Origin of the sequence: Brevundimonas sp. A19_0 (assembly GCF_017744255.1) — a bacterium.
Taxonomy (GTDB): domain Bacteria; phylum Pseudomonadota; class Alphaproteobacteria; order Caulobacterales; family Caulobacteraceae; genus Brevundimonas.
The window spans coordinates 276,889-302,602 of sequence record NZ_JAGHQP010000001.1 but is presented as its reverse complement, the minus strand read 5'-3'; the positions used below and the strand labels follow the sequence as shown (position 1 = coordinate 302,602).

The following is a 25,714-nucleotide window of genomic DNA, read 5'->3' as shown; positions in this document are numbered from 1 at the left end:
GCGCCGCCGTCAGAACCGGGGAGCGCACCCTCATCATCTACCCCGCCGACGTCCCCTGCCTTGTCATCGTTCAGTAACCTTAGGCCTTGTCCGGTTTTCCGTATCGTGGTCGAACTGCGACCAGGCGCGTCAGGTGGGGCGCGGAAGATTGGGAGTAAGCCGTTGAGTAGAACGGATGGAGGGAACGCCCTTGGCGTTTCGGCCGGGCTTCAGGCCCGACGCACACGGGGAGACAAGGCATGAGTCTCAACATCGTAATCATGGCGGGGCTGGTCATTACCCTGCTGACGGCCGTGCCGGTGATGACCCAGATCCTGCGGCATCACCCCAAGGGTCTGATCATCCTGTTCTTCGCCGAGATGTGGGAGCGTTTCTCCTACTACGGCATGCGCGGCATCCTGATCTTCTACCTGACCCAGCATTTCCTGTTCGACGACGCGACGGCGGGCGCCACATACGGCTCCTACACCTCGCTGGTCTATCTGCTGCCGCTGGTCGGCGGCATTCTGGCGGACCGCTACATCGGCACCCGCAAGGCTATCGTCTTCGGTGCCGTCCTGCTGGTCGCCGGTCACGGCCTTATGGGCTACGAAGGCCGCGCCGCGACCGAAACCCTCACCTATGCCGGCGCCGAATATCAGGTCGTCGGTGAAGGCCGTGGCGCCGCCCGCGAGGTCGGCATCATGGTCGACGGACAGCGCTATGCCTTCGGCCCGGCCGAAGGCGGAGGACTGGCCCTCGCCGAGCTTCCGGCCGGCTCCAGCCTGCCGGCGGTGCTCGAACCCGGCAGCTATGAGATGACGGCCGACCAGGACCCGATCGGCAAGAATGTCTTCTTCCTCGCCCTGTCGCTGATCATCATGGGCGTCGGCTTCCTCAAGCCGAACATCTCGACCATCGTGGGCCAGCTGTATCCGCAGGGCGATCCCCGGCGCGATTCCGGCTTCACCCTCTACTACTACGGCATCAACCTCGGTGCCTTCTGGGCCGCGGTCCTCTGCGGCCTGCTGGGACAGACCGTCGGCTGGTGGGCGGGCTTCGGCCTGGCCGGGGTCGGCATGCTGGCCGGCCTGATCGTCTTCGTGCTCGGCAAGCCCCTGCTGCAGGGCAATGGTGAGCCGCCGAACCCGGCCCTCATCAAGCGCCCGGTTCTGGGACCGATCAACCGCGAGTGGCTGATCTATATCTGCGGCTTCCTCGGCGTCGCGGTGGTCTGGTTCATGGTCCAGCGGAACGCCCTGGTCGGTACGGTGCTCAGCATCTCGACCCTGCTGTCTCTGGTGGCGATCATCTGGATCATCGCCTTCGTCTGCAAAACCTGGGTCCAGCGTCAGCGCATGATGCTGGCGCTCGTCCTGATCTTCGGCGCGGTGGTCTTCTTCACCCTGTTCGAACAGGCCGGTACCTCGCTGAACCTGTTCGCTGACCGGAACGTCGATCTGACGATCACCCCGGTCGCCATGCAGTTCCTCGGGATCACCATCGGCACACCGGACCAGCTGGCCGCTGCGGGCATCACGCCAACGGGCTTCTGGATCGATGCGACCATCACGGCCGCCCAGGTCCAGTCGTTCAACGCCGGCTTCATCCTGATCTTCGCCCCGATCTTCGCGGCGATGTGGGCCTTCCTGGCCAGCAAGAACCTCGACCCCAACCCGACCATGAAGTTCGGTCTGGGTCTGGTCCAGGTGGGCCTCGGCTTCCTGGTCGTCGTGTGGGCCGCCGGTTCCGGCATGGTCAGCAGCGCCTTCCAGATGCCGCTGATCATCCTGGCGCTGCTCTACATGCTGCACACCACGGGTGAGCTGTTCCTGTCCCCGGTCGGCCTGTCCGAGATCACCAAGCTGTCGCTGCCCTCCGTGGTCAGCTTCATGATGGCGGTGTGGTTCCTGGCCAGCTCGATCGCCCAGTTCGTCGGCGGTCAGATCGCCGGCCTGATGGGCACCGAGACCGTCGGCGGCCAGGTCCTGGACCCGCAGGGCGCGCTCGAGACCTCGCTGGACGGCTTTGCCAAGCTCGGCTGGTGGGGCTTCGGCATCGGTGTGGCCTTCATCCTGATCAGCTTCCTGATCAAGGGCTGGTCGCATGGCGCCAATGACGCCGGAAACCACCCCGGTCCCGATCTGACGGATCGAGGCCAGCAGGATGCCAACGTCGCCAGGCCCGAACAGGTCTGACGACCGGCATCGATGAAAAGAGGGGGCGGGGCCGGTCGGCTCCGCCCCTTTTTTTGCGGGCTTACAGGGTCTTGCGGATCTGCAGGAACAGCCACGACCCGCGCGTCTGGCTGTAGGTCTCGCGATACGCCAGCGGCGCCGTGTTGCGCGGCCCGGAATAGATGTCGCGCTGCCGCCACTGCTCCATGTCCGTCAGGTTCATGGCGTCCAGCCGCAGGGTCAGGTCGGGGGTCGGCTTCCACTGGACGAACAGGTTGAACTGGGGCTCGTTGTCGGTGAAGCGCACCTCGCGGATGCGATAGCTGGTGCCGGCGTCCATGTCGCAGCCGTGGTTGCCGCCCCACGACCAGCGTCCGCCGTCCAGGTCCTGGGTGAAGGTCACCCCGCAGCCGAAGCCGTCATCCCCGGAAAAGCGGTGGGTCTCGCCGGTCAGCGGGTCCTCGATCTCGGTCTCGCGGTGGGCCACCCGTGCGATCAGCCGCCCGCCGGGCACGCCCAGCCGGTCCAGCGGCAGGGTCGTGCGCACCTCGAACTCGGTCTGGGTGCCGGTGCCGATATTGCCCAGCGCCTCGAACCCTCCGACCAGCGGAATGATGTCGATGTAGTCCTCGATCACTGCATGGGTCAGCCGCGCCGTGACCGAGCCTTCCTCCCAGAACCGCCGCTCGTAGATCGCCTCGTAGTAGGTCGTCTTTTCCGGCTCCAGATCGGCGTTGCCCGCTTCGACCTGGCCCAGGTCCACCTCGGCCGAGGCGGCAAAGTCGTCGAAGTCCAGCTGGCCGACCTCCCGCTCGATGCGGAAGCGGAACTGGTGGTTCGGGGCGGGTGTCCAGGTCACCAGAACCCTCGGCTTGGGATAGACCAGCGTCTTGGACGTATCGGTGTCGCCCGACTGCCGGATCTCCGACGCCTCGACCCGCAGGCCCCCCTCGACCGTCAGCCGGGGATCGGGCCGCCAGGTCGTCTGGCCAAACACCTCACCGCGCAGTTCCTCGACCAGCACCGATGCTCCCGGCAGGGCCACCGGCATGCCGTTCTCCTCATAGGCACTGTCGGTATCGAGGAAGTTGTAGGCCACCTCACCGCCGCTCTCCCACGACCAGCGGTCGTTGCGGCGGTGGCGGATCACGACCCGGCCGATGCTCTCGCCCTCGGTCGAGTCGCCACTGAACACCCCGGTCCGGCCCGTGCGGATGAAGCCCGACTGGTATTCGGACTGCTCCAGCCGCTGCAGCGCTGTCAGCTCCAGCTCGGAGGCGTCGCCCAGCGGCCGCGTCCAGCGCGCGCCCAGTTCGCCCGAGACGCTCTCGTTCGATTCCTGGCTGACATCGTCGTCGCCCGCGCCCGACAGGATGAAGACGTCCTGCTCCCGGTCACTGTCGTGCAGCGACACCAGGGCGTTGACGCGCAACAGGCCGCCCGCCTGCGGTCTCTGGATCGCGCCCGAGGCCCGGAGGTTGCGGTACCGGTCCCAGGAGTCGACTTCGGCATCCTGGATCAGCACGCCGGAGGGACTGAACCGCTGGCGCCGTCCCTGGCTGGTGCCCGATGTCCGGTCGGTGGTCGCGCTGATGGCGCCCTCGATCAGATTGTCGCCGGCCCGGCGGGAGTACTGCGCACTCAGGATCGGCCCCAGATAGCCGTCGTCATAGATGTAGGTGTCGAGACCCACGACCCGCTCGACCGTCACCGTGGCCTTCAGCACCACATTGGCCACGACCGCCCGGCCCTGCATGTCGATGCCGGGCGCGCCGCCGGTGATCACCTCGATATAGTCGACGCTCTCGGCGGGGATCCGCTCCAGCAGGGTGTCGACACCCTCGCTCTTGTTCGACGGATGCCGTCCGTTGATCAGCACATTGCCCGAGGTGCCGGCCAGTCCGCGCGTGTTGGAGCTGCCATTGCTGATCCCGAAGGCGGGCAGGCGCTCGACCATGTCCAGCGCGGTGCGCGGCTGGATATCGGCGAAGAAGACCGGGTCATAGATCAGCACCCCCGGGCGGGTGGCATCCGACCGCGCCTCGGCCACGCCGGCCAGGCCCGCGTCCTGCGCCAGGGCCGGACCGGCCAGTGCCAGCAGCAGGGCGCCCGTTGCCGCGCCGGTGAGCCAGGTGCTCGAAGTCATGTCGCCTCCCGATTTTGCGGCCACCCATACCGCCTGAACCGTCAATCGCCAGTTACAAGCGGGAAAGGTGGCCGCGATCGGAGATCAGAACGTCTTGCGCACGCGCAGCGAGACAAAGGTCCGCGGATCGATCTCGCGCCGCTCGATGAAGGCGATGGGCCGGGGCGAGGTGCGATCGGAATAGACCGTCCGCTCGACGTCGAAATTGTCCCACAGGTTCAGCTGGGCGCGGATCGACAGGCTGGGCGTCGGCTTGTACTCGGCCGCCAGTTCGAAATAGTCGCCGCCCTTCCAGCCGACCGTCTGGTCGGGGTCATAGGTGGTCTGGCCCAGCACCGTGATCCAGGCGACGCTCCAGTTGACCTTCCAGCTGGTGATGTCCTGGCTGAAGGACACCACGGGCTGCCGGGCCCGCACACCGGAGATGGCGCGCGCTTCGCCGGTCGTGGGGTCGGTGACCTCGGTCTTGTTCCAGTCGTTGCGGAAGCCGAACTGCCCGCCGGAGATGCCCAGCTTGTCGGTGGGCACGGTGATGTTCAGCGACAGCTGGTCCAGCGTTCCGTCGCCGATGTTGCCGACCGCGGACAGGCCGCCCTGCAGGGGGATCAGGTCAATCACATTGCCGATCTCGTCGTGGCGCAGGCCGATGCTGACAATGCCGTCGCCCCAGAAGCGGCGCTCGAAGGTCAGTTCGCTGATCCAGCGGTCCTCGGGTTCCAGATCGGCATTGCCGCCCAGCACATTCTGGCTGTCCAGTTCGGCACTGGCGGCAAAGTCCCCGAACGACAGCTGGCCGACCTCGCGCTCGAAACGGGCCCGGACCTGGGTGTTCGCCATCGGGGTCCAGCTGACCTGCACGCGGGGCTTGGCGAAGAAGAAGGACTTCTCGGTGTCGGTATCGCCCGACTGGCTGATGGTCGAATGTTCCAGACGCAGGCCGCTTTCCAGCGACAGGGTCGGCGAGATGCGCCAGCTGCTCTTGCCGAACACCTCGGCCCGGGTCTCCTCGACGAGCACCGTGGCGGAGGGCAGGACCACGGGAGTCCCGCCGATCGAGAAAGCCTGGTCGGTGTCCAGACGATTGTAGGCGACCTCGCCGCCGCCCTCGAAGGTCAGGGCGTCCGAGCGCTCGAAGCGCAGCAGTCCCCGGGCGATCGTCTCGGACGCCTCGCCGACCGACTCGAACAGCTGCTCCGGATCCGGGCCCCCGCCCAGATCGGCGTTGTAGGTCGAGACCGAGTCAAAGTCCGAGAACTCATGGATGAAGCGCGTCTCCATCGACACACGGTCGCTGAGCGGACGCGTATAGACCACGCCCACCTCGCCCGAGGTGCCGTCCTCATCATAGCGGCTCTGGCGGAAGGTTCCGGCCCCGGTGAACTGGTCATAGCTGTGCCAGTCGTTGGTGCCGTAGCGGGCCGTCAGGTCGATCTTGCCGCCGAAGGCCGGGGCCGCATAGTTGCCGCGCAGTGACTGACCCCCGCCGTAACCGTCGTTCTCGAAGGCCTCTTCCCGCAGGATCGTCCCGTCTGCCGCGCGCCGGATTGAGGGTCCGGTGCCGTTGGAATCGCTCATGCCCATGCCGTCCGACAGGGTGAAGCCCCAGGACCGTTCCCCGTCGCGTGCGGTGAACTGGTATGAGCCACCGAAGATGTCCGTGCCGCCGTCGAACAGGGTCGCATTGCCGGTGAGGACAGTCTGGCGGCTGCTTTCGCGCTTCAGGATCACATTCACGACGACGGAATAGCCCTGCATGTCGATGCCGGGCGCGCCGCCGCGGATCAGCTCGATGCGCTCCACCTGGGATACCAGCGTGCGGGACAAAACGGACGATCCGGTGTCATTCTTGGAGGCCGGGCGCGCGCCGTTGATCAGGATGTTGCCGACGGCTCCCTCGAAGCCGCGGCCGCCATCGCCGTTGCTGACGGAGAAGCCGGGCACCCGCTGAACCATGTCGAGGGCCGTGTTCGGGTTCTGGTCGGCGAAGAAGTCGGGTGTGAAGACCAGGATGCCCTGATCCCTGTTGTTGGCGCTCGCGCCGGGGCTGGCCGTGCCATCGCCGCGAGCCTCCTGGGCCAGCGCCTGGGGGGCCAGCGCCATGGCAATGGCGGCAGCGGCAGTCGTGATCAGAAGTTTGTTACGCGTCATGAATATTCCCCTCGTCGATGACGAGAGGTGTGGTCTTTCAAGTTGACGCGAACCAGTTACAAGTTCGATAGGTAGGTTAAATGATCTTCATGACGAGATATACATGATATTACTTGGCAGTAATGTGTGGGGCGGGGGCGTGGCGCGCGGCGTCGCGGCCCTGCTGGCAGCGACCCTGCTGACGCTGGGCGGCAGCGTCCCGGTGCAGGCCCAGGAGGCCGAGACCTCCGTCGACGAGATCGTGGTCATGGCCCGGCGGTCCGGCGCGCCCATGTGGGAGATCACGCGGGGCGACTCGACCGTCCTGCTGGTCGGGGCCATCCAGGCCGTGCCCGCCGGCGTCGAGTGGCGCCCGGATGCCCTTGAGCAGGCCACCCGGCGCTCACAGAGGGTCTACTTTCCCCAGAAGGCGAATGTCTCACCGGCTGACATCTTCCGCCTCATCTGGCGGTCGCGCACCCTGACCCGTATGCCGGAGGGGCGGACCAGCGCCGACTATCTGTCGGCCGAATGGCAGGGGCGGCTGGATGCGCTGGAACTGCGCTATGGCGAGGACTGGTCGCAGGACAGCTTCCTGATCGTTTCCAGCGAGCTGCTGTCCGACAAGCTGGGGCTGCGGGATCGCGGCAATCAGGAAGTCGGCGAGGTCGTCCGTCGGGCCGCGCGCCGGGCCCGGGTGCCGGTCACCTCCATCGGCAGCGTGCGCGGCGATGCCCTGATCGACGATTTGCTGACGCGTCCGCCCGAAACCTGGGTGCCGTGCATGGAAGCCTCGATCGCCGCTGTGGAGGCCGGTCCGGACGAGGTCCAGGCGCGCGGCCTGGCCTGGACGCGCTTTGATGTGCCGGCCGTCATGGAGTCGCCGATCGAGGGTGCCCTGTCGCAATGCTGGCCGTGGGGTGACCCCGCCCTCGGGACACTTCTGCGCGGCCAGTGGATCAGCGCCGTCGAGGGCGCGCTGCGCGAGCCCGGCGTGACGCTGGCGGTCGCGCCGTTGCGCGTGCTGGCCGAGACGGGCGGCGTGCTGGACGATCTGGAACGCCGGGGTTTCGACATCGCCGGCCCCGAATGGCGGGACGATCAGCGGGGCGACTAGAGCGCCGTCCCGCCGACGGTCAGACCGCCGATTTTCAGGCTGGGCTGGCCGATGCCGACGGGCACGCCCTGTCCGCCCTTGCCGCATACACCCACGCCCGGGTCGAACGCGAAGTCGTCACCGATCATGGTGATGTTGGTCAGCGCCGTCGCCCCGTCCCCGATCAGGGTCGCGCCCCGGACGGGTGCCGTGATCTTGCCGTCCTCGATCAGATAGGCCTCGGTGCACTGGAAGACGAATTTGCCGTTGGTGATGTCGACCTGACCCCCGCCGAAATTGGCGGCGTACAGCCCACGCTTGGTCGAGGCGATCATGTCGGCCCGGCTGTCCTTGCCGCCCTCCATGAAGGTGTTCGTCATGCGCGGCATGGGCGGGTGGGCAAAGGACTGGCGGCGGGCGTTGCCCGTGGCCCGGGCGCCGAGCTTCCGCGCGCTCAGCCGGTCGTGCATCAGGCCGACCATGATGCCGTCCTCGATCAGTACGGTGCGCGAGGTCGGCGTGCCCTCGTCATCGACGGTCAGCGATCCCCGCCGACCCGCGATCGAGCCATCGTCGACGACGGTCACGCCGGGGGCGGCCACCCGCTTGCCCATCATGCCGGAGAAGACCGAACTGCCCTTGCGATGAAAGTCGCCCTCGAAGCCGTGCCCGACGGCCTCGTGCAGCAGCACGCCGGGCCAGCCCGCGCCCAGCACCACATCCATCTCGCCGGCCGGGCAATCGACGGCCTCGAGATTGACCAGCGCCTGACGCAGGGCCTCGTCGACCTGGGCCTGCCAGCGGTCGGGTGCGATCCAGGCTTCGAAGCCCGCCCGGCCCCCGGCCCCGGATGAGGCACTCTCGCGTCGACCGTTTTGTTCGACGGTCACGGATACGTTCAGACGGACCAGCGGGCGGATGTCGCGGACGCCACGCCCGTCGGCGCGAAGAATCTCGATGTCCCGATGCTCGCCGGCCAGCGAGACCGACACCTGAACCACGCGGGGGTCGCGCGCCCGCGCCCAGGCGTCGATTTCGGACAGCAGGGCAATCTTGTCTGAGAAGGCCGGGGAGGTGAGCGGGTCGACGGGCGCATAGAGCTGCTGGTTGGTCGCGCGGGGTGGCTCGGCCGGCGTGCTGTTCCGTCCGCCCGTCGCGAGGGCGGCCGTCTCTGCCGAGCGCCGGATCGAGGCGGCGTCGACGACGCTGGAATGGGCATAGCCGGCGGTCTCGTCGGACACGACCCGAAGGCCGAAGCCCTCATGGGCGTCATAGGCGGCCGCCTTCAGCCGGCCGTCGTCGAACACCAGCGATTCGCTTTCGGCCTTTTCAAGGAACAGCTCCCCGTCATCGGCCCCGGTCATGGCCTCGGCCAGAATGGCGCGCGCCGACTCGGGTGACAGATCGGCGGCCTCCAGCAGGGAGGGCGTCGGAGCGGGGGAGGGGGACTGGGTCATGTCGCTGAAATAGGAGGTGGAGGCGGCGAAGTCACGGGTCTCGCCTGACAGGCGCCCAGGCCTGCGCGCCGTTATCGAAATGTGGCGGAACCTTGGTCAAGCGCAGCGGTTGAATTGCCCACACCGGCCGCACGCGGATGTCCCGCCCTGCGGCTGCGGAGGAGATACACCATGAAAAAGATCCTGCTGACGTCCGCGACCGTGGCTGCCGCTGCCCTGGCCCTGTCGGCCTGTGGCGACAATGAACGCACGGCTGAAGCGGACACCTCGGTTGCCGAGGCGGAAGTCACGACCGAAATGCCGGAATCCGCTGTGAGCGACGCGCAGCTGGAGGCGACCGCCAATCGCGCCGCCGCCGAAGCCAGCCAGCCCCAGCCGGGCTCGCTGACGACCGATGGCCAGGCCCCCGCGTCGGAGACTGCGCCCGTCCAGTAGGCGGAACGGGTTCAGGCGGCGGAACCGGTGTCCCGGTTCGCGCCGCCTGAGTCGCTGATCGTCTGAGGATCAGGGCTGATGCACGTCGCCCGCCCCCGAGATGCGGCTGTCCACGCTCTCCGGGCGGCGGGTCAGGGTGACGTCGCCCGATCCCGAGATGGCGATGGTCGCCCGACCGGTCGGCGCCACCGTCGCATCGCCCGATCCCGAGATGCTCACAGTGGCATCCCGCGTCTCCAGGCGATCCAGTTCCACATCGCCGGAGCCGTTGATGTCGAGTTCAACGGCGTCAGTGCGGCCCTGCGCGGTGATCTCGCCCGAGCCGGAGAGATCCAGGTCGATGCGCGGCTGGTCGTAGTCGCGGATATCGAGGTCCCCGGACCCCTCCAGGCTGAACCGCGTCACCGACGGGGCGGTAACGGTAATCTGGAGGTGGTCGACCGACTCCCAGCTGCGGATACGGCCCCCGCGCCAGAGGATGTAGACGTCCTCGTCGCCGTCCGTCAGGTCGATGCGCCCGCCCTCGATACGGACCCGCTCGACGACGGACTCCGGACCGGTGATCGTGACCTCGGCCTTGTCGCCCTGGACGTAGCGGACGTTGCCGCTGAAGGCGACCGTCAGGGCATCGCCACCATCCCAGTTGAGGGTACGGGTGACCCCGGGCCCCGGGTCGGGGGCATCGGCGCCGGAAACACGCTCGAAGCGGACGGGTTCGCCGTCGTCGCCGATGACCGTCCAGCTCCAGCCGTTGGCCGCCAGTTCGCGACCGCCGAGGGCGAACGCCCCGGCCAGACAGACGACGGACAGGACCAGGGCTGCCACGGCGATGATCAGAAAGTTGCGGATCATGATGATTCTCCGGGACAGGGATTCAGGAAGCCTGGGGCTCAAGCGCGGGCTTGAGCAGGCGATAGTGGAGACGGGCGAACCAGACGACGCCGTTGACCAGCCAGATCGAGAAGACGGTCAGGATGGCGGCGATCGTCACCGAGGCGGCCATGAAGCCCAGGCCGGCGAGGATGGCCGCGAAGGCGCCGCCAGGCGGGGACGCAAAGGGGCCGGCCACCATGATTCCCAGGCCCGCGGCAAAGAAGCCGAGTGCCGCCGCGTAGCCGCCAAGGATCACGCCGATCACACTCATCAGCAGCGGCAGCAGGAACAGGATGTCGAGGGCGCCCAGCCCCAGCACGGCGAGGATCGCAGCCGTGGCGGAGGAGGGGTTCTGCTCCTGATGCCAGCGACGAATGCCCGCCTCGGCCTTCAGTTCGCGCGCCAGCCGGTCCGGGTCGCCGAGCGCCTCGGCCACCTCGGATTCGCTGCGCCCCTCGGCCAGGCCGTCCTCGAAATGCGATTCGTAGTCGTTGAGAATGTCCGCGGCGGCGCTGGTCGGCATGCCGACCAGACCGGTCTTGAGCCGGGACATGAATTCGGCGCGGGTCATCAGGCGTCTCCCCCCTCTTGGGTGTCGGGTGTTTCGGGTGCGGTGGTCGCGTCGCCGGCGACCAGGCTGTCGACCGCGTCGGCGAACCGGCGCCACTCGCGGCCCTGACCCTGCAGGGCCTGATGCCCCGCCTTGGTCAGGCGATAGTATTTGCGGGACGGGCCGGCGGGCGATTCGACCAGATAGGTCTCGACCCACCCGTCGCTCTGCATGCGGCGCATGAGCGGGTAGATGGTGCCTTCGCCCATGTCGATCGCGTCCGACAGGCGGCTGGCGATCTCATAGGCATAGCTGTCTTCCCGCGCGAGCAGCGCCAGGACGCACAGTCCCAGCACTCCCTTCTTAAGCTGGATTTCAATCGGCTCGGGCAAATGGGCCTCCTTTAATGGCCCATTGGCTATCGCAAGCTATTGGTCACTGCAAGGTAGCTTGCAAAACATGAAGGCGATTTAATTTCCGGGTGCGGCGTCATGGAGTGGCTTTGATGCGTCTCCGTCGCTTGGCAATCGCGAAACAGGGGGATAAGGACCGCCCATCACACTACGCCCGAGGGGCCGGGTGCGTCTGCGATCCGTTCGCAGATCGCTCGTAGGAAAGTTTGAGATGAGGACGTCTGCGATGGCATCGGGCATTCGCGCCCTTAAGGCAGCCACGGCGGCAGTGACCGCTTCGATCGGCGCCACGATCATGGTGGGGGCTTCGGCCATGCCCGCCTTCGCCCAGGACCTGCTGGGTCAGCCCACGCCCGGCGGCATCGACCTGCAGCCCGCAGCGTCGCCGCTGAAGCACGACGCCATCTGGTTCCACAATGTGATCCTGCTGCCGGTAATCACCGCCATCGTCCTGCTGGTGCTGGGCCTGCTGATCTGGGTCGTGGTTCGCTACAACAAGAAGTCCAACCCGGTGCCGGCTCGCTGGAGCCACAACACCCTGGTCGAGGTGATCTGGACGGTCCTTCCGGTCGTGATCCTGCTGGTGATCGCCCTGTTCTCGTTCCGCCTGCTCTATGACTACGAGGACATGCCCGATCCCGACCTGACCGTGAAGGTGACCGGCAACCAGTGGAACTGGGCCTATGAATATCCGGATCAGGCCGTGTCGGAGTACATCTCCAACATGCTGCCGGAAGAGGACGCCCTCGCCCGCAACGTGCCCTACCGTCTGGCAGCCGATGAGCCGATGGTGGTTCCGGTCGGCAAGACCGTGCGTCTGCTGGTCACCGCCTCGGACGTGATCCACTCGGTCGCCCTGCCGGCCTTCGGCCTGAAGACCGACGCCGTGCCCGGCCGCACCAACGAGACCTGGTTCCGCGCCGAGCGCACCGGTGTCTATTACGGCCAGTGCTCGGAGCTGTGCGGTGTCGATCACGCCTTCATGCCGATCGAGATCCGCGTGGTGACCGAGGCCGAGTTCGCCGCCTGGGTCGCCTCGAAGGGTGGATCCATGACGGCTGCTGCCGATGCGGAGGCTGCGGCCGCCGCTGAAGCCGCCGCTGCCGAAGAGGCGCCGGCTGCCGAGGCGCCCGCCGCCGAGGCCCCCTCCACCGAAGATACGGCGGCCACCCCCGCCGCCGCTCAATAAGTTACGCGAGAGCCCGAAACGACCATGGCCACCGCACACGCCGCCCACGCCGATCACGACCACAAGCCCGGGTTCTTCACCCGCTGGTTCCTGTCGACCAACCACAAGGACATCGGCACCCTGTATCTGCTGTTCGCCATCATGGCGGGCATCGTCGGCGGCGCCCTGTCGGGCCTGATCCGCTGGGAACTGGCCGAGCCGGGCATGCAGGTGTTCGTGCCGGGCGGTCTGGTCGACCAGCTGGGCCTGATCGAGGCGTCCAAGCACGGCTATAACGTCACCGTCACGGCCCACGCCCTGATCATGATCTTCTTCATGGTCATGCCCGCCATGATCGGCGGCTTCGGCAACTGGTTCGTGCCGATCATGATCGGCGCGCCCGACATGGCCTTCCCGCGGATGAACAACATCTCGTTCTGGCTGCTGGTCGCGGCCTGGGTGCTGCTGTGCCTGTCGATGTTCGTCGATGGCGGCCCGGGCACGGGCTTCGGCGGGGGCTGGACCATCTATCCGCCGCTCTCGACCGCCGGCCACACCGGCCCGGCCATGGACCTGGCGATCTTCTCGCTGCACGTCGCGGGTGCCAGCTCGATCCTCGGCGCCATCAACTTCATCACCACCATCTTCAACATGCGCGCCCCGGGCATGACCCTGCACCGGATGCCGCTGTTCGCCTGGTCGGTGCTGATCACCGCCTTCCTGCTGCTGCTGTCGCTGCCGGTTCTGGCCGGCGCCATCACCATGTTGCTGACCGACCGCAACTTCGGCACCAGCTTCTTCGATCCCGCCGGCGGTGGTGATCCGGTGATGTTCCAGCACCTGTTCTGGTTCTTCGGCCACCCCGAGGTGTACATCCTGATCCTGCCGGGCTTCGGCATCATCAGCCACATCGTCTCGACCTTCTCGAAGAAGCCTGTGTTCGGTTATCTGGCCATGGCCTACGCCATGGTGGCGATCGGCTTCATCGGCTTCGTCGTGTGGGCGCACCACATGTACACCGTCGGCATGACCGTGAACCTGCGCGCCTATTTCGTGGCGGCCACCATGGTCATCGCGGTGCCGACAGGGGTGAAGATCTTCAGCTGGATCGCGACCATGTGGGGCGGTTCGCTGGACTTCAAGACGCCCATGCTGTGGGCGATCGGCTTCATCTTCCTGTTCACCGTCGGCGGCGTGACCGGCGTGGTGCTGGCCAATGCGGGCATCGATTACAGCCTGCACGACACCTATTACGTGGTGGCGCACTTCCACTATGTGCTGTCGCTGGGCGCCGTGTTCGCCATCTTCGCGGGCTTCTACTACTGGTTCGAGAAGATGTTCGGCGTGAAGTACAACGAGTTCCTCGGCGCGCTGCACTTCTGGACCATGTTCGTCGGCGTGAACGTGATCTTCTTCCCGCAGCACTTCCTCGGCCTGCAGGGCATGCCGCGCCGCTACATCGACTACCCCGAGGCCTACACCTTCTGGAACCAGGTCTCGTCGTGGGGCTATGTCATCACGGTCGTGGGCGTGGTGGTCTTCCTGATCATGCTGATCGAAGCCGCCATCCGTCGCCGTCCGGGCGTCGCCAATCCCTGGGGTGAAGGCGCCACGACCCTCGAATGGACCCTCTCGTCGCCGCCGCCGCATCACCAGTTCAACGAACTGCCGGTGGTCAAGGACGAGGATCACCACTGATCGACCGGGCATCGGCCCTGACGATCTGAAGTCGACGTCCCGGGGCCGTCCCTTCCTTGCGAGGGGGCGGTCCCGGCCTTTCAAGGGACCCCTAGGTCTTTTTCCCCATGAGCGACGCCCGGCCCAAATTGTCGACTGCCCAGCCGGGAGACTATTTCCAGCTGCTGAAGCCGCGCGTGATGTCGCTGGTGATCTTCACCGCGGTCACCGGACTGCTGGTCGCGCCGGGATCAATCAACCCGCTGGTCGCCGCCATCGCCGTACTGTGCATTGCCGTAGGGGCAGGGGCCGCCGGTGCCCTCAACATGGGGCTGGAGGGCGAAACCGATGCCCTGATGAAGCGCACCCGGGGCCGCCCCGTCGCCGCCGGCCGGGTCAACAAGAATGACGCCCTCGCCTTCGGGGTCATCCTGTCGCTGTTCTCGGTCATGCTGCTGGGCATGAACACGAACTGGGTCGCAGCGGGTCTGCTGGCCCTGACCATCGTCTATTACGCCGGCTTCTACACCCTGATGCTCAAGCGGCGGACGCCGCAGAACATCGTCATCGGCGGGGCCGCGGGCGCCTTTCCGCCGGTGATCGGCTGGGCCGCCGTGACGGGGGACGCGCCCTGGCAGGCCTGGTTGCTGTTCCTGATCATCTTCCTGTGGACCCCGCCGCACTCCTGGGCGCTGGCGCTCTATTCGGCAGGCGACTATGCGCGGGCCGGCATTCCGATGATGCCGGTGGTCAAGGGCGCGCGCTCCACCCGCCTGCAGATCCTGATCTACAGCCTGGTTCTGGTGCCGGTGGCCATCGTGCCGGGCCTGACCGATCTGGGCGGGCCGCTCTATCTGGGTGTGTCGGTCGTGGGCGGGCTTCTGTTCCTGCTGCTGGCGTTTCGCCTGTGGCGCAGTCGGGCGGGGGACCAGCCCGAGGCCGACCGCGTCCACGGAGGCCCGGCCGTGGGACGAGAGGCCGCATTGTATGATGTGCGGATTGACGCCAAACCGGCGCGAAACCTGTTCGCCTATTCGATCCTGTATCTGATGCTGCTATTTTTGGCCCTTCTGGTCGAGAATCTGCCCGCATCCCCGCTGGTGTGCCCCTCATGCGCCTGACCGACGAAGAACTGACCGCCCGCAAACGCCGCAATCTCTGGATTGCGCTGGGACTGGTGGCCTTCATCGTGCTGGTCTTCCTGACCACCTTCCTGCGGCTGAAGCAGAACATCGAGGCCCGCAAGGCGCTGGAGACGACCGCCGTCGCCGAAGCCCCGGCGGCGCTGCCGATGGACCGGTCATGAACCGCTCGAACCTGATTGCCCTGATCTGTGGCGGCGTGGTCATGCTGATGACCGGCGCGGCCTTTGCGGCCGTGCCCCTCTACCAGCTGTTCTGCCAGGTGACGGGCTTCGACGGCACGGTCCGCAAGGCCGAGGCCGCCCCCGATGTGATTCTCGACGAGACGGTGCTGGTGCGCTTCGACACCAACGTCCGCGACCTGCCCATGACCTTCAAGGCCGAGCAGCTGCAGCAGCGCGTGCGCATCGGTGAGACCGGCATGGCCTATTTCGAGGTGACCAACACCTCGGACCAGCCGATCGGGGCGACGGCCGCCTACAACGTCGTGCCCGAGCGGGCCGGCGCCTATTTCCAGAAGCTGCAGTGCTTCTGCTTCGACGGCCAGGTCATCCCGGCGGGGGAGACCATGCGCTTCCCCGTCCAGTATTTCGTGGCCCCCGAACTGGCCACCGATCCCGAGGGCCGGGGCGTGACCCAGATCACCCTCAGCTACACCTTCTACCCGACCAAGGGATTTGATCCCTCATCTGTTGCGTCAGAGTCTGGCGTGACGGGATCGTGACCGCTATAGGGCCAGTCACGAGTCTATCCGAGAGCAAGAGACCCCAGAATGGCTGACGCGCACGCCGCTCCTCATCACGACTATCATCTGGTCAATCCCAGCCCCTGGCCGCTGGTCTCGTCAATCGCCGTCACCGTCATGATGGTCGGCGCCGTGGCCTGGATGAAGGGCGTGTTCGGCCTTGAGGCCGGCACCATGTGGCTGTTCTTCGCCGGTCTGGCGGGCGTGCTCTATTCGATGTTCGGCTGGTGGAGCGACATCATCAAGGAAAGCCGCCAGGGCGACCACACCCCGGTCGTGTCGATCGGCCTGCGCTACGGCATGGTGCTGTTCATCGCCTCGGAAGTGATGTTCTTCGCCGCCTTCTTCTGGATGTTCTTCGAAATGTCCGTGTTCAACGAGGCGCGCGCCCACATCCCGGCAATCAGCTTCTGGACCGACACGGCCGCGGCCTGGACCAACCCGGACGGCACGACCCTGTGGCCGCCCAAGGGCATCGAGACCCTCGATGCCTGGCAACTGCCGCTGCTGAACACCGTCATCCTGCTGCTCAGCGGCACGACGGTCACCTGGGCGCACCACGCCCTGCAGGTCGGCGACCGCAAGGGCGCCAAGCTGGGCCTGCTGATCACCGTGCTGCTCGGCGTGCTGTTCACGGGCGTGCAGGCCTATGAGTACAACCACATCATCCACGAGAACCTGTTCTTCAACGAGGCGGCCGCCAACTCGGGCCTGTACGGGTCGATCTTCTTCATGGCGACCGGTTTCCACGGCTTCCACGTGCTGATCGGCACCCTGTTCCTGACCGTCTGCCTGCTGCGCCTGATGGCCGGCCAGATGTCGCCCGAGAAGCATTTCGGCTTCGAGGCCGCGGCCTGGTACTGGCACTTCGTCGACGTCGTCTGGCTGTTCCTGTTCGCCTTCGTCTACGTCATCTTCGGGTGACGGAGCGGCGTCAGCCGGATTCTTCCTTGCCGGCGCGGGTCGATTCGATCCGCGCCGGTTTGCTTTGTCGCTGCCCGCGTTGCGGGCAGGGCAAGCTGTTCGCCGGCTTTCTGAAGGTGGTCGAGCGGTGCGCCGTCTGCGGCACGGACTTCACCCGGCTGAACACGGGGGACGGCGCCGCCGTCTTCATCATGCAGATCTCGGGCGGCATCTCGACCTTCCTGGCCCTGGCGATCCAGATCGCCTTCCAGCCGCCCCTGTGGGTGTTGCTGGGGCTGGCCGTTCCGCTGGTGCTGGCCCTGTCCTTCGGGCTGATGCGCCCGGGCAAGGGGCTGATGATCGCACTCCAGATGCGACACGCGCGGACTGCGGAGGGACCCCATGTCTGAACCCGTCATGCGCCGGATCCCCTGGGGGCTGACGATTGCCGCCGGGCTGGCCCTCGTCCTGCTGCTCTCGCTCGGCATCTGGCAGGTGCAGCGGTTGCAGTGGAAAGAGGACCTCATCGCGCGTGCCGAGGCGGCGGCCTCCGCCGACCCGCGCCCCCTGGCGCAGGGCGCCCCGGTGCCGTTCGAGCGCGTGAGCCTGACCTGTCCTGCCACGGCGGGCCGGCGGTCGGTGGAGTTGCAGTCCATCCATGACGGCACGCCCGGGGTCCGGCTGATTACGGCCTGCGTCGGCTACATCCTCGATCTCGGCTTTGTCGCAGAGACCATCAGCGCGCGACCGAGGCTGGACGGCCCCCTGATCGTTACCGCAGTGGCACGAGAGGCCCACGCGCCGGGCCCCATGGCCCTGCCGCCCAGAGACGGCCGGTTCTATGCGCGCGACAATGAGGCGATCGGCGCGGCGCTCGACGTGCCGGCCGTTCACCGCGACCTGACCCTCTATGCCGAGACCCGGGCGGTCGACGGCTTTGAGGCGCTTCAGCCCACGCCGCCGCCGGCTGCCTTCTCGAACAACCATCTGGGCTATGCGATGACCTGGTTCGGACTGGCAATCGCCCTGGTGGCTTTCTATCTCGTCCTTCTTCGCCGGAAGCTGACGTCCTGACCCTTCGCCTTCACACCCTCGCCAATGGCGTCCGCGTCGTCTGTGATCCCATCCCCGGGCTCCAGACCGTGGCGGTCTGTGTGGCCGTTGCCGCAGGGGCGCGTCACGAAAGCGCGGAACAGTCGGGCTGGTCCCACTTCCTCGAGCATATGGTGTTCAAGGGGGCGGGCGAGATGTCGGCGCGCGAGATCGTCGAGCGCATCGAGGGCGGCGGCGGCTCGATCAATGCCTCGACCGGCTATGAGCGCACCGTGTTCGAGGTCCGTGCCATGGCGGATGGCCTCGAAACTGCCCTGCAGGTCATCGCCGATCTGATCTTCCATCCGGTCTTCGAGCCCGGCGAGATCGAGCGCGAAAAGGACGTGGTCGCCCAGGAAATCGCCGAGGCCTTCGACACGCCCGACGACCATGTGTTCGAAATGGCCCAGGCCCGGGCCTTTGCCGACCAGTCGCTGGGACGGCCCATCCTCGGACAGGTCGAGACCCTGGCTCCCATTGACCGGGAACGCCTGAAACGCTTCCGCCGCGAGCAGTATCGCCCCGATCGCATCGTCGTGTCGGTCTCGGGCGCGGTGGAGGAAGACGGGCTGCTCGCTCTGGTCGAGCGGGCTTTTGGCGAGGGCGTGCCGCTGTCGGAGACCCCCATGCCCCCCGCCCGCTTCGAGGGAGGAGAGGCCCGGTTGGCCCGTCGGATCGAGCAGTCGAATCTGGTCTTCCTGCTCCCCTCGCTCGGCAATGCGGATTCGCGTCGACCGGCCCTGCGGCTGGGGGTCGAGATCCTGGGGGGCGGGATGGCCTCGCGCCTGTTCCAGACCGCGCGGGAAGAGCGCGGCCTGGCCTATGCCGTCGACGCCTGGCACGAGGGCTATGCGGACGGTGGCGTGCTGGGCATCTATGCGGGCGCGGCCGCCGATCGCGCCGGCGAGCTGGCCCAGGTCTGTGGCGAGACCCTGCTGGCGCTGGCAACCGATGGACCGACGGAGACGGAGCTGAACCGGGCCCGCGCCGTTGCTGTGGCCAGCATCCGGATGTCCGACGAAAGCCCGGCGGCCCGCGCCGGGCGCTGGGCCGGCCAGATTTGCGTGCTCGGCCATACGCTCGACAGCGACGCCATGGTCGAGGAGGTCCAGGCCCAGGATGCCGCCGCCGTGCGGGTCGCCCTCGCCGCCTGTCTGGAGCCCCGGCGCGCGGCCACCGCCGTACTGGGTCCGAGGGTCGGGCTGTCGGCGGGCCTGCTGTTCGAGCGCGCCATCACAGGCTAGGTCTGTCCCATGGCCCTTCTCGACTGGATCAGCGAGTCGTCCGGCCCCACCGTTCAGGCGGAGGGGGTCGTGCTGCGCCTGCCACGGCCCGGAGACTATGAGGCGTGGTCGGCGCTCAGGGCGGCTTCGCGCGAATATCTGGTGCCGTTCGAGCCGACCTGGCCCGAGGACGACCTGACCCGGGCCGCCTTCCGGCGGCGTCTGTCCCTCTATGGTCGGGAGCGGGAGCAGGGCCACGCCTGGCCCTTCTTCGTGTTCGAGGCGGCGGAGGGGCGATTGGTGGGGGCGGTCACCCTGTCCAACATTCGCCGGGGTGTGACCGAGACGGCCACGCTCGGCTACTGGATCGGCGAGGCCTTCGCCGGACGCGGCTATTGCACAGCCGCTGTGCGGGCAGCCGTCGCCTTTGCCTTTGACGATCTGCGGCTGCACCGGGTCGAGGCCGCATGTGTTCCGTGGAACATTGCCTCACGGAAAGTGCTGGAAAAATCAGGCTTCGAGCACGAGGGAAGGGCCCGAGCTTATCTCAAAATTAACGGCGCCTGGGCAGATCATCTTCTGTTCGGACGTGTCGATGATCGACACGGGGATGGCGCCACCACCGCGCCGGATGGGGACACATCGGGCGCGTGAGCACACGGCAGTCAGTTCTGGCCTGGGATGCCTCGATGGCCATCGAGGCGCTGGCGGCGGCTGACTCGGCGCTCTGGGTCTGGACCCCGTCCGAGGACAGTCTGCGCGTCACGGGCGCCAGCCGCCCGCTGGGACTGGGGCCGCTTGCCCCGGAATGTTCGGGGGCCGCCTTTGCCGCCGTCGCCATGCCGCAGGACCGGGCGCTGGCCGAGGCCCTGCTGAAGCCCCAGGCCGAAGGCACCGAGATCGCCGTCCGGCTGCGCATGCGCGATCACCCGACCTGCCTGTGGCGGGGTGTATGGCTGGAAGACGGTCTGCGGGCCGCCGGCGTCGTCGCCCTGGAAACTACCTTTGCCGGGGCGGAGCGCGATCCGCTGACCGGCCTGCTGGACCGCCGCTCCTTCATCGCCCGCGTGGGCGAGGCGCTGACCGTGGCGGGGGACTATGAGCTGGTCGTCGCCGACGTTGACCGCCTGCGCCGCCTGAACGAGGCGCTCGGCCACGACCGGGCGGACCGGGTGCTGTCGGCGCTGGGATCGCGACTGGCGGCCGCCTTCTCGGCCGAGGACCTGCCTGCGCGGATCGGCGAGGACGAGTTCGCCGTTCTGGTCCGCCGGGGTGAGCGCCATGTGCCAGGCCGCCTGCGCGAGGCGCTGGAGCAGCCGCTGCGTGTCGCAGGCTTCGACATCTATCCGACCGTCTCGATCGGGGCCGTCACCGCCGAGGGCGGGCCGGATGCCTCTGACGCCGGGGAATTGCTGCGCCGGGTCGAGCTGGCGGTCGAACAGGCCAAGTCGGCGGGGCGCGGCGGGGCGGCGGCCTATGGCCGGGCGCTGGAGTCCGACAGCCTGTCGCGTCTGGCGCTGGAGTCGGACCTGCGAAACGCCTTCGTGCGCGGCGAGATCGAGCCCTTCTACCAGCCGATCGTCAATCTCAAGACCGGCGCCGTCGCCGGGTTCGAGGCCCTGTGCCGCTGGCGCCACCCCAAGCGCGGACTGGTCCCGCCGGACGAGTTCCTGACGCTCACCGACGAAATGGGGCTGATGAACGAACTGGGTCTGCTAATGATGACCCAGGCCGCCCGCCAGCTGGCCGAGTGGCTGAAGCGGCACCCGCTGGCCGGCAAGCTGTTCTGCAGCGTGAACCTGTCGGTCGGCGAGATCGAACGCCCCAATCTGGTCGAGGACGTCGCCCGGATCATCGAGGAGACCGGCCTGCCGCGCGGGGCGCTCAAGCTTGAGGTCACCGAGGGCGACATCATGCGCGATACCGCCAGCGCGGCGGTCATCCTGTCGAAGCTCAAGGAGGTGGGGGCCTCGCTGGCGCTCGACGACTTCGGCACCGGGTTCTCGTCGCTCAGCTATCTGGCCCGCCTGCCGTTCGATACGCTCAAGATCGACCGCTATTTCGTGCTGACCATGGATCGCGACGAGGGCTCGGCCAAGATCGTCCGGTCGGTCGTCAACCTGGGTCGCGACCTGTCACTCGAGGTGGTGGCCGAAGGGGTCGAGAATGCCGAGCTGGCGGCCCTGCTGCTGCAGGACAACTGCCACTACGGACAGGGCTTCGGCTATGCCCAGGCCCTGCCGGCGCAGGAGGCCGAGGTCTATCTGAACGAGTCCCTGTCCGACGGGGCCGCCCCCATTCGCGCCCGCTCGGCCTGACGCCTCAGCGCTTGCGGGGCCGTTTGCGGTTCCGGCGACGGAGCAGGCGGTCGGAAATGGCCTCGGCGTGCTTCAGGGTGAAGCTGAGGGCCGCAGGGCTGCCGCGCTTGGCCCCCACACTGTCGGCCACCACAGCCCCCCGCTCACCGATGGGCTCGGGCGCGCCGACCGTCGTGTCGACCGCCGTCTGGTGCTCGATCTCGGCATTCAGCTCGGCGCCCATCAGGATGATCTGCACCGTCAGCCACGTCCACAGCAGGAAACCCATCATGGCCGCCAGCGGGCCATAGCTGTCGGTGCGCACAAAGGTCTGCAGATACCAGCTGAACACGGCGGACAGGCCGAGGCTGAGCGTCGCCGCGACAAAGGCCCCGGGCGTCAGCCAGCGCCAGCGCGCCCGCGCCCGGCACGGGCCATGGCGATAGATGACGGTCAGGGCGCCGATGTAGAGGACGTAGAGAACCACCCAGCGGAGGGGCGCCAGATACTGCAGGTCATTCATCAGACCGAGCGGGCCCAGAACGATGGGCACCCCGACCACAAGCCCGGCGGTCAGCAACACCGTACTGAGCCCGGCGATGGTGAAGCCCATGCACAGCAGATTGTACTTGATCAGGTTGCGGCGCTCGACCTCGTGATAGGCGATGTTGAGGCCATAGAAGAGGGTCTTGATACCGTTGTTCGCGACCCACAGCGACAGGGCCAGGGTGCCGATCAGGGTGAGGGTGAGACGGGGGCGTGAGTCCTCGGCCAGACGCTGCATCTCCCCGCCGATGAAGCCCGCCACATTGGACGGCAGGACCGAATACAGGAATTGGAGCCGGCTCCAGACGTCCTCGGGATTGGCGAACAGGCCGTAGACGGTGACGATCATGGCCAGGGTCGGGAACAGCGACAGCAGGACGAAGAAGGTCACGCCGCCCGAGACGAACCCCACCCGGTCGCCGAAATAGCTGGCCCCCGTACGCCACAGGATGTCGGTCCAGCCCTTGCGCGGAATCTGGTGGGGGCGCTGGGCAACGCGTCCGCGGCCGGGCTCTCGGGCCTCATAGTCCTCGGGAGAGGGCGGCTCGGGTTCGGCCGGTTCGGGTCGGTAGCGGCGCATGTCCAGCCCGACCTTGTGGCCGTTCCGGTGCAGCAGGTGGGCCGCGCCGGCTCCGGCGGCCAGTCCCCCGAACAGCGCCGCAGCCAGACCCGCGAGGGGCAGGGACGGGCCGTCGGATTTCCGGGGAGGTCTGGACATTCCGTGCAAACGGCCAAGCCTGTCGCGCCGTTCCGCTTGAATTTCGCCGCGCCGCCCCCCAATCACACCCCATGTCCGACACCTCCACGCTGCTGAAAACCTGGAAGACCGCCCAGGCCCGTCTCAAGGCCGGTCACATCGACAGCCCGTCGATCGATTCCCGCCTGCTGCTGGAGGCGGCCTGCAACGTCAGCCGTCTCGACATCCTGACGGACCCCTACCGGACGGTCACGCCCGATCAGGCCGCTGCCTATGAGGCCATGATCGACCGGCGCCTGAAGCGCGAGCCGGTGTCGCGGATCCTTGGCCGCAAGGGCTTCTGGAAGATCATGCTGAGCGTCACCCCCGACGTTCTCAGCCCGCGACCGGACACCGAGACCCTGCTGGATGTGGCGCTGGCCGCCTTCGGTCCGCATCAGGCCTTCCAGGTCGCTGATCTGGGTACGGGGTCGGGGGCCATCCTGCTGGCGGTGCTGGCCGAGCGGGCGGGCGCCACCGGCGTGGGCACCGACATCTCGACCGAGGCCCTCGCCGTGGCCCGGGACAATGCGGCGAACCTCGACCTCGAGGGGCGGGCTGCCTTCCTGCGCACCGAGTGGGCCACCGGGTTTGAGGACCACAGTTTCGATCTGGTCGTGTCGAACCCCCCCTACATCCCCACGGCCGACATCGCCGGTCTGGATCCCGAGGTGCGCGACCATGACCCGCATCTGGCGCTGGATGGCGGTCCGGACGGGCTGGAAGCCTATCGGCAGCTGGCGCCGGAAATCCGCCGTGTGCTGAAGCCCGGCGGCATCTTCGCGGTCGAGATCGGCTGGGATCAGGGCGAGCCGGTCAAGGCGCTGTTCGACGAGGCGGGCTTTGAGGATGTGAAGGTCGTGCTCGATCTCGGCAACCGCAATCGCGTCGTCACCAACGGCCCGGACCCGCGAACCCAGGCCCCGGACCGGTCCCTGCTGTCCTGAACACCCGACGGGCGTCACAAAAAGACCCCTTGGAATGCGGGGCGAGGCGCGCTAAGTCTTGGCTGTCTCCCACCAATCGCATCTCCGTACGCCCTCGCGGGCCAACTGACAGGCGAGCGGGATGCGTGACGACCCGATCCCCCTCCGGGCCCGGGTGGACCGCGGGGAGACAACGGCTTCCGATGACATTGATGGCGGGCACGTCCCGAGCCACGGACAGACGAAACACAACACGGCCTGAAACCTGTAGTCGGCCAACCTCCCGGAACGGTAGAGTCTATGAGAGATTTCAAGGGCATGAAGCGCCAGCGCGGTCGCAACAGGAAGCCCGGTGGGAATTCGGCGAACAGCGCCAACCCGAACCGGTCCTGGGATTCGCAAGGGCCCGAGAACATCAAGGTCCGGGGCAACGCCCAGACGGTCTATGAGCGTTATATGCAGCTGGCGCGCGATGCGTCCTCGGCCGGTGACCGCGTTCTGGCCGAAAACTACATGCAGCACGCCGAGCACTATTTCCGCGTGCTGAGGGCGCTCCAGCCGCAACGGCCCGTCTCGGAGATCGCCCAGCGCGAACTGTCCAACCAGGGTTTCGACATCGACTTCGAGGACGAGAGTGGCGCCCAGGCGGCCGCCTTCCTCGCCGCCCAGCAGGCACAACAGAACGCCCAGCAGAACGGGCAACAGAACAACGGCCAGAACAACGGTCAGAACACCGCCCAGGGCGGCCAGAACCCGCAGCAGGGCCGCGAGGGCCAGCCCTCCAGTGACCGCGACGGCGGTCAGGATTCCGAGGCTCGCGGCGACGGCGACAGCGGAAACCGCCGGGAATCGCGTCGTGAACGCTGGGAGCGCCGCAAGGACGAACAACGCAATCGGCGCGGCAGCCCGGAAGCGGAAGGCGAAGGCTCTTCGTCCGACGCGGACACCTCGTCGTCGGAAAGCACACCGGAGTCGGTGGCTGACGCCGGTGAAGCGCCGGAGCGTCCGGCCCGCCGTCCGCGTCGCCCGCGCGAAGAGGCTCCGGCCGTCGAGAGCTCGACCGCCGACGCCCTGCCGGGCTTCCTGACCCGTCCGACGCCGCGCGCCGTAGAGGCCGCCGAGGCTGCAGGTGATGCAGAGGCGCCGGCCCCCCGTCGTCGTGCCCCGCGCCGCAAGGTGCAGGCCGAGACCGCCGACAGCGGCGAATAGTCCGCCCGGCCAAACCCTTGACCTCTGCGCTCCGGGCGGGCCCACTGTCGGCCTGACAAAGGAGCCGCCATGTCGATGTCTCGACTTGCCCGCACGCTGGGCCTGACCGCCCTTGCGACCCTTATGCTCTCGGCCTGCGCCTCTGCAGGAGGCGGCTATGGGCCGGGTGCGGGTGGACCTCCGCCGCCGCCTCCGCCGCCGGACGGCTCGGGACCGGTCCTGCGCGACTGGCGCAGCATCATCACCTCCTATGACCGGGACCGGTACGGCCGCGTCGACGCCGCCTGGCGCCTCGCGCTGGAACAGGCGCGCCGGCAGGAAGGCTCGGGTGATCTCGGCTCGCTGGGCGCCCTGATTGACCCGGGTGCCGCTGTGGGCGGCGTCACGCCCCCCGAGGGCGACTATCGCTGTCGTACGGTCAAACTGGGCTCGCAGGGGGGAGAGAGCGGTCTGGGCTATGTCGTTTACGGCTGGTTCGACTGCCGGATCGAGCGCACCCCAGCCGGCCTGAAATTCTCCAAGCTGACCGGGTCGCAGCGGCCGTCCGGCCTGCTGTTCCCCGAATCGAACCGCGAGATGGTGATGTTGGGCTCGATGTCACTGGGCTCCGAGCCGGCGGCCAACTCCTACGGCCAGAATCCGGATCGCGACATGGTGGCTGTGCTGGAGCGGATCGGCTCGCGCCGCTGGCGGCTGGTGATCCCGTGGCCCCAGTACGAGTCCAATCTCGATATCATCGAACTGGTGCCGAACTGACGCCTGCGCCTTGACCTGATCGCCTCAGCCGCCCAGCCTCT

The 25,714-nt window shown here is 67.5% G+C and carries 24 protein-coding genes; 17 read left to right on the top strand and 7 right to left on the bottom strand.

From position 1 onward, the window contains the following. Positions 1–239 precede the first annotated feature (239 nt). On the top strand, positions 240–2,177 hold the full coding sequence (locus tag J7346_RS01435; protein WP_209117019.1) for an oligopeptide:H+ symporter: 1,938 nt from the start codon (positions 240–242) through the stop codon (positions 2,175–2,177). A gap of 61 nt (positions 2,178–2,238) precedes the next feature. Here J7346_RS01435 and J7346_RS01430 read toward each other — a convergent pair whose 3' ends face one another. Together J7346_RS01430 and J7346_RS01425 are read right to left on the bottom strand one after the other, a co-directional pair. Beyond that, positions 2,239–4,302 carry a TonB-dependent receptor gene (locus J7346_RS01430; protein WP_209117017.1) on the bottom strand — a complete coding sequence of 688 codons (2,064 nt, stop codon included), beginning with the start codon at positions 4,300–4,302 and terminating at the stop codon, positions 2,239–2,241. An 84-nt stretch (positions 4,303–4,386) separates the two neighbouring features. Then, positions 4,387–6,450 (bottom strand): TonB-dependent receptor, encoded by a 2,064-nt coding sequence (locus J7346_RS01425; RefSeq protein ID WP_209117015.1) that lies wholly within the window; start codon positions 6,448–6,450, stop codon positions 4,387–4,389. A gap of 103 nt (positions 6,451–6,553) precedes the next feature. Here J7346_RS01425 and J7346_RS01420 point away from each other — a divergent pair, with 103 nt between their 5' ends. Then, positions 6,554–7,546 carry a TraB/GumN family protein gene (locus J7346_RS01420; protein WP_209117014.1) on the top strand — a complete coding sequence of 331 codons (993 nt, stop codon included), beginning with the start codon at positions 6,554–6,556 and terminating at the stop codon, positions 7,544–7,546. Here J7346_RS01420 and tldD read toward each other — a convergent pair. After that, positions 7,543–8,982 carry a metalloprotease TldD gene (tldD, locus tag J7346_RS01415; RefSeq protein WP_209117012.1) on the bottom strand — a complete coding sequence of 480 codons (1,440 nt, stop codon included), beginning with the start codon at positions 8,980–8,982 and terminating at the stop codon, positions 7,543–7,545. The genes J7346_RS01420 and tldD overlap by 4 nt on opposite strands. A gap of 171 nt (positions 8,983–9,153) precedes the next feature. Between tldD and J7346_RS01410 the strand changes: the two genes are divergently transcribed. Next, positions 9,154–9,417, top strand: coding sequence for a hypothetical protein (locus J7346_RS01410; protein ID WP_209117010.1), 264 nt, complete (start codon positions 9,154–9,156; stop codon positions 9,415–9,417). A gap of 69 nt (positions 9,418–9,486) precedes the next feature. Here the strand turns inward: J7346_RS01410 and J7346_RS01405 are convergent, their stop codons facing one another. Genes J7346_RS01405 through J7346_RS01395 form a run of 3 tightly spaced genes read right to left on the bottom strand, consistent with a single transcriptional unit; the run spans position 9,487 to position 11,232 of the window. Further along, positions 9,487–10,269: a head GIN domain-containing protein gene (locus tag J7346_RS01405; protein ID WP_209117008.1), complete on the bottom strand. Its 783-nt coding sequence runs from the start codon at positions 10,267–10,269 to the stop codon at positions 9,487–9,489. A 22-nt stretch (positions 10,270–10,291) separates the two neighbouring features. Continuing rightward, a complete protein-coding gene (locus J7346_RS01400) occupies positions 10,292–10,861 on the bottom strand; it encodes a DUF1700 domain-containing protein (RefSeq protein WP_209117006.1) in 570 nt (189 codons plus the stop codon). Then, positions 10,861–11,232: a PadR family transcriptional regulator gene (locus J7346_RS01395; RefSeq protein WP_209117004.1), complete on the bottom strand. Its 372-nt coding sequence runs from the start codon at positions 11,230–11,232 to the stop codon at positions 10,861–10,863. Before J7346_RS01395 ends, J7346_RS01400 begins: the two co-directional genes overlap by 1 nt. Positions 11,233–11,548: 316 nt before the next feature. On the opposite strand from J7346_RS01395, the gene coxB reads away from it, so the two are divergent. The 11 genes from coxB (at position 11,549) to J7346_RS01340 (ending at position 21,521) form a co-directional block, all read left to right on the top strand. After that, the gene (gene coxB / locus J7346_RS01390) at positions 11,549–12,442 is read left to right on the top strand and encodes a cytochrome c oxidase subunit II (protein ID WP_245157575.1); all 894 of its coding nucleotides are present in this window, start codon (positions 11,549–11,551) and stop codon (positions 12,440–12,442) included. Between the two features lie 24 nt (positions 12,443–12,466). Beyond that, positions 12,467–14,119 (top strand): cytochrome c oxidase subunit I, encoded by a 1,653-nt coding sequence (ctaD, locus tag J7346_RS01385; RefSeq protein WP_209117000.1) that lies wholly within the window; start codon positions 12,467–12,469, stop codon positions 14,117–14,119. Between the two features lie 107 nt (positions 14,120–14,226). Continuing rightward, on the top strand, positions 14,227–15,219 hold the full coding sequence (gene cyoE / locus J7346_RS01380; RefSeq protein WP_209116999.1) for a heme o synthase: 993 nt from the start codon (positions 14,227–14,229) through the stop codon (positions 15,217–15,219). Next, a complete protein-coding gene (locus J7346_RS01375) occupies positions 15,210–15,404 on the top strand; it encodes a hypothetical protein (protein WP_209116997.1) in 195 nt (64 codons plus the stop codon). Before cyoE ends, J7346_RS01375 begins: the two co-directional genes overlap by 10 nt. After that, positions 15,401–15,964 (top strand): cytochrome c oxidase assembly protein, encoded by a 564-nt coding sequence (locus tag J7346_RS01370; RefSeq protein WP_209116995.1) that lies wholly within the window; start codon positions 15,401–15,403, stop codon positions 15,962–15,964. Before J7346_RS01375 ends, J7346_RS01370 begins: the two co-directional genes overlap by 4 nt. A 48-nt stretch (positions 15,965–16,012) precedes the next feature. Continuing rightward, positions 16,013–16,909, top strand: a complete 897-nt coding sequence (locus J7346_RS01365; RefSeq protein WP_209116993.1) for a cytochrome c oxidase subunit 3 — start codon at positions 16,013–16,015, stop codon at positions 16,907–16,909. Between the two features lie 26 nt (positions 16,910–16,935). Continuing rightward, positions 16,936–17,298, top strand: a complete 363-nt coding sequence (locus J7346_RS01360) for a DUF983 domain-containing protein (protein ID WP_245157540.1) — start codon at positions 16,936–16,938, stop codon at positions 17,296–17,298. Next, complete coding sequence (locus tag J7346_RS01355) at positions 17,291–17,962, top strand: SURF1 family protein (RefSeq protein ID WP_245157539.1); 672 nt, start codon at positions 17,291–17,293, stop codon at positions 17,960–17,962. The genes J7346_RS01360 and J7346_RS01355 overlap by 8 nt, the downstream gene beginning before the upstream one ends. Further along, positions 17,959–19,224, top strand: a complete 1,266-nt coding sequence (locus J7346_RS01350; protein WP_209117328.1) for a pitrilysin family protein — start codon at positions 17,959–17,961, stop codon at positions 19,222–19,224. The genes J7346_RS01355 and J7346_RS01350 overlap by 4 nt, the downstream gene beginning before the upstream one ends. A 9-nt stretch (positions 19,225–19,233) precedes the next feature. Further along, complete coding sequence (locus tag J7346_RS01345; protein ID WP_209116989.1) at positions 19,234–19,857, top strand: GNAT family protein; 624 nt, start codon at positions 19,234–19,236, stop codon at positions 19,855–19,857. Between the two features lie 35 nt (positions 19,858–19,892). Next, positions 19,893–21,521, top strand: a complete 1,629-nt coding sequence (locus J7346_RS01340; RefSeq protein WP_209117327.1) for a bifunctional diguanylate cyclase/phosphodiesterase — start codon at positions 19,893–19,895, stop codon at positions 21,519–21,521. Positions 21,522–21,525: 4 nt separating this feature from the next. Here J7346_RS01340 and J7346_RS01335 read toward each other — a convergent pair whose 3' ends face one another. Continuing rightward, positions 21,526–22,764 carry a YihY/virulence factor BrkB family protein gene (locus J7346_RS01335; protein ID WP_209116987.1) on the bottom strand — a complete coding sequence of 413 codons (1,239 nt, stop codon included), beginning with the start codon at positions 22,762–22,764 and terminating at the stop codon, positions 21,526–21,528. A 71-nt stretch (positions 22,765–22,835) separates the two neighbouring features. Here J7346_RS01335 and prmC point away from each other — a divergent pair, with 71 nt between their 5' ends. The 3 genes from prmC (at position 22,836) to J7346_RS01320 (ending at position 25,673) form a co-directional block, all read left to right on the top strand. Then, positions 22,836–23,729, top strand: coding sequence for a peptide chain release factor N(5)-glutamine methyltransferase (gene prmC / locus J7346_RS01330; RefSeq protein ID WP_209116985.1), 894 nt, complete (start codon positions 22,836–22,838; stop codon positions 23,727–23,729). A gap of 297 nt (positions 23,730–24,026) precedes the next feature. Further along, entirely contained in the window at positions 24,027–24,917 is an 891-nt protein-coding gene (locus tag J7346_RS01325) for a DUF4167 domain-containing protein (protein ID WP_245157538.1), read from the top strand. 69 nt (positions 24,918–24,986) lie between these two features. Continuing rightward, on the top strand, positions 24,987–25,673 hold the full coding sequence (locus tag J7346_RS01320; protein WP_209116982.1) for a DUF4893 domain-containing protein: 687 nt from the start codon (positions 24,987–24,989) through the stop codon (positions 25,671–25,673). Positions 25,674–25,714 lie beyond the last annotated feature (41 nt).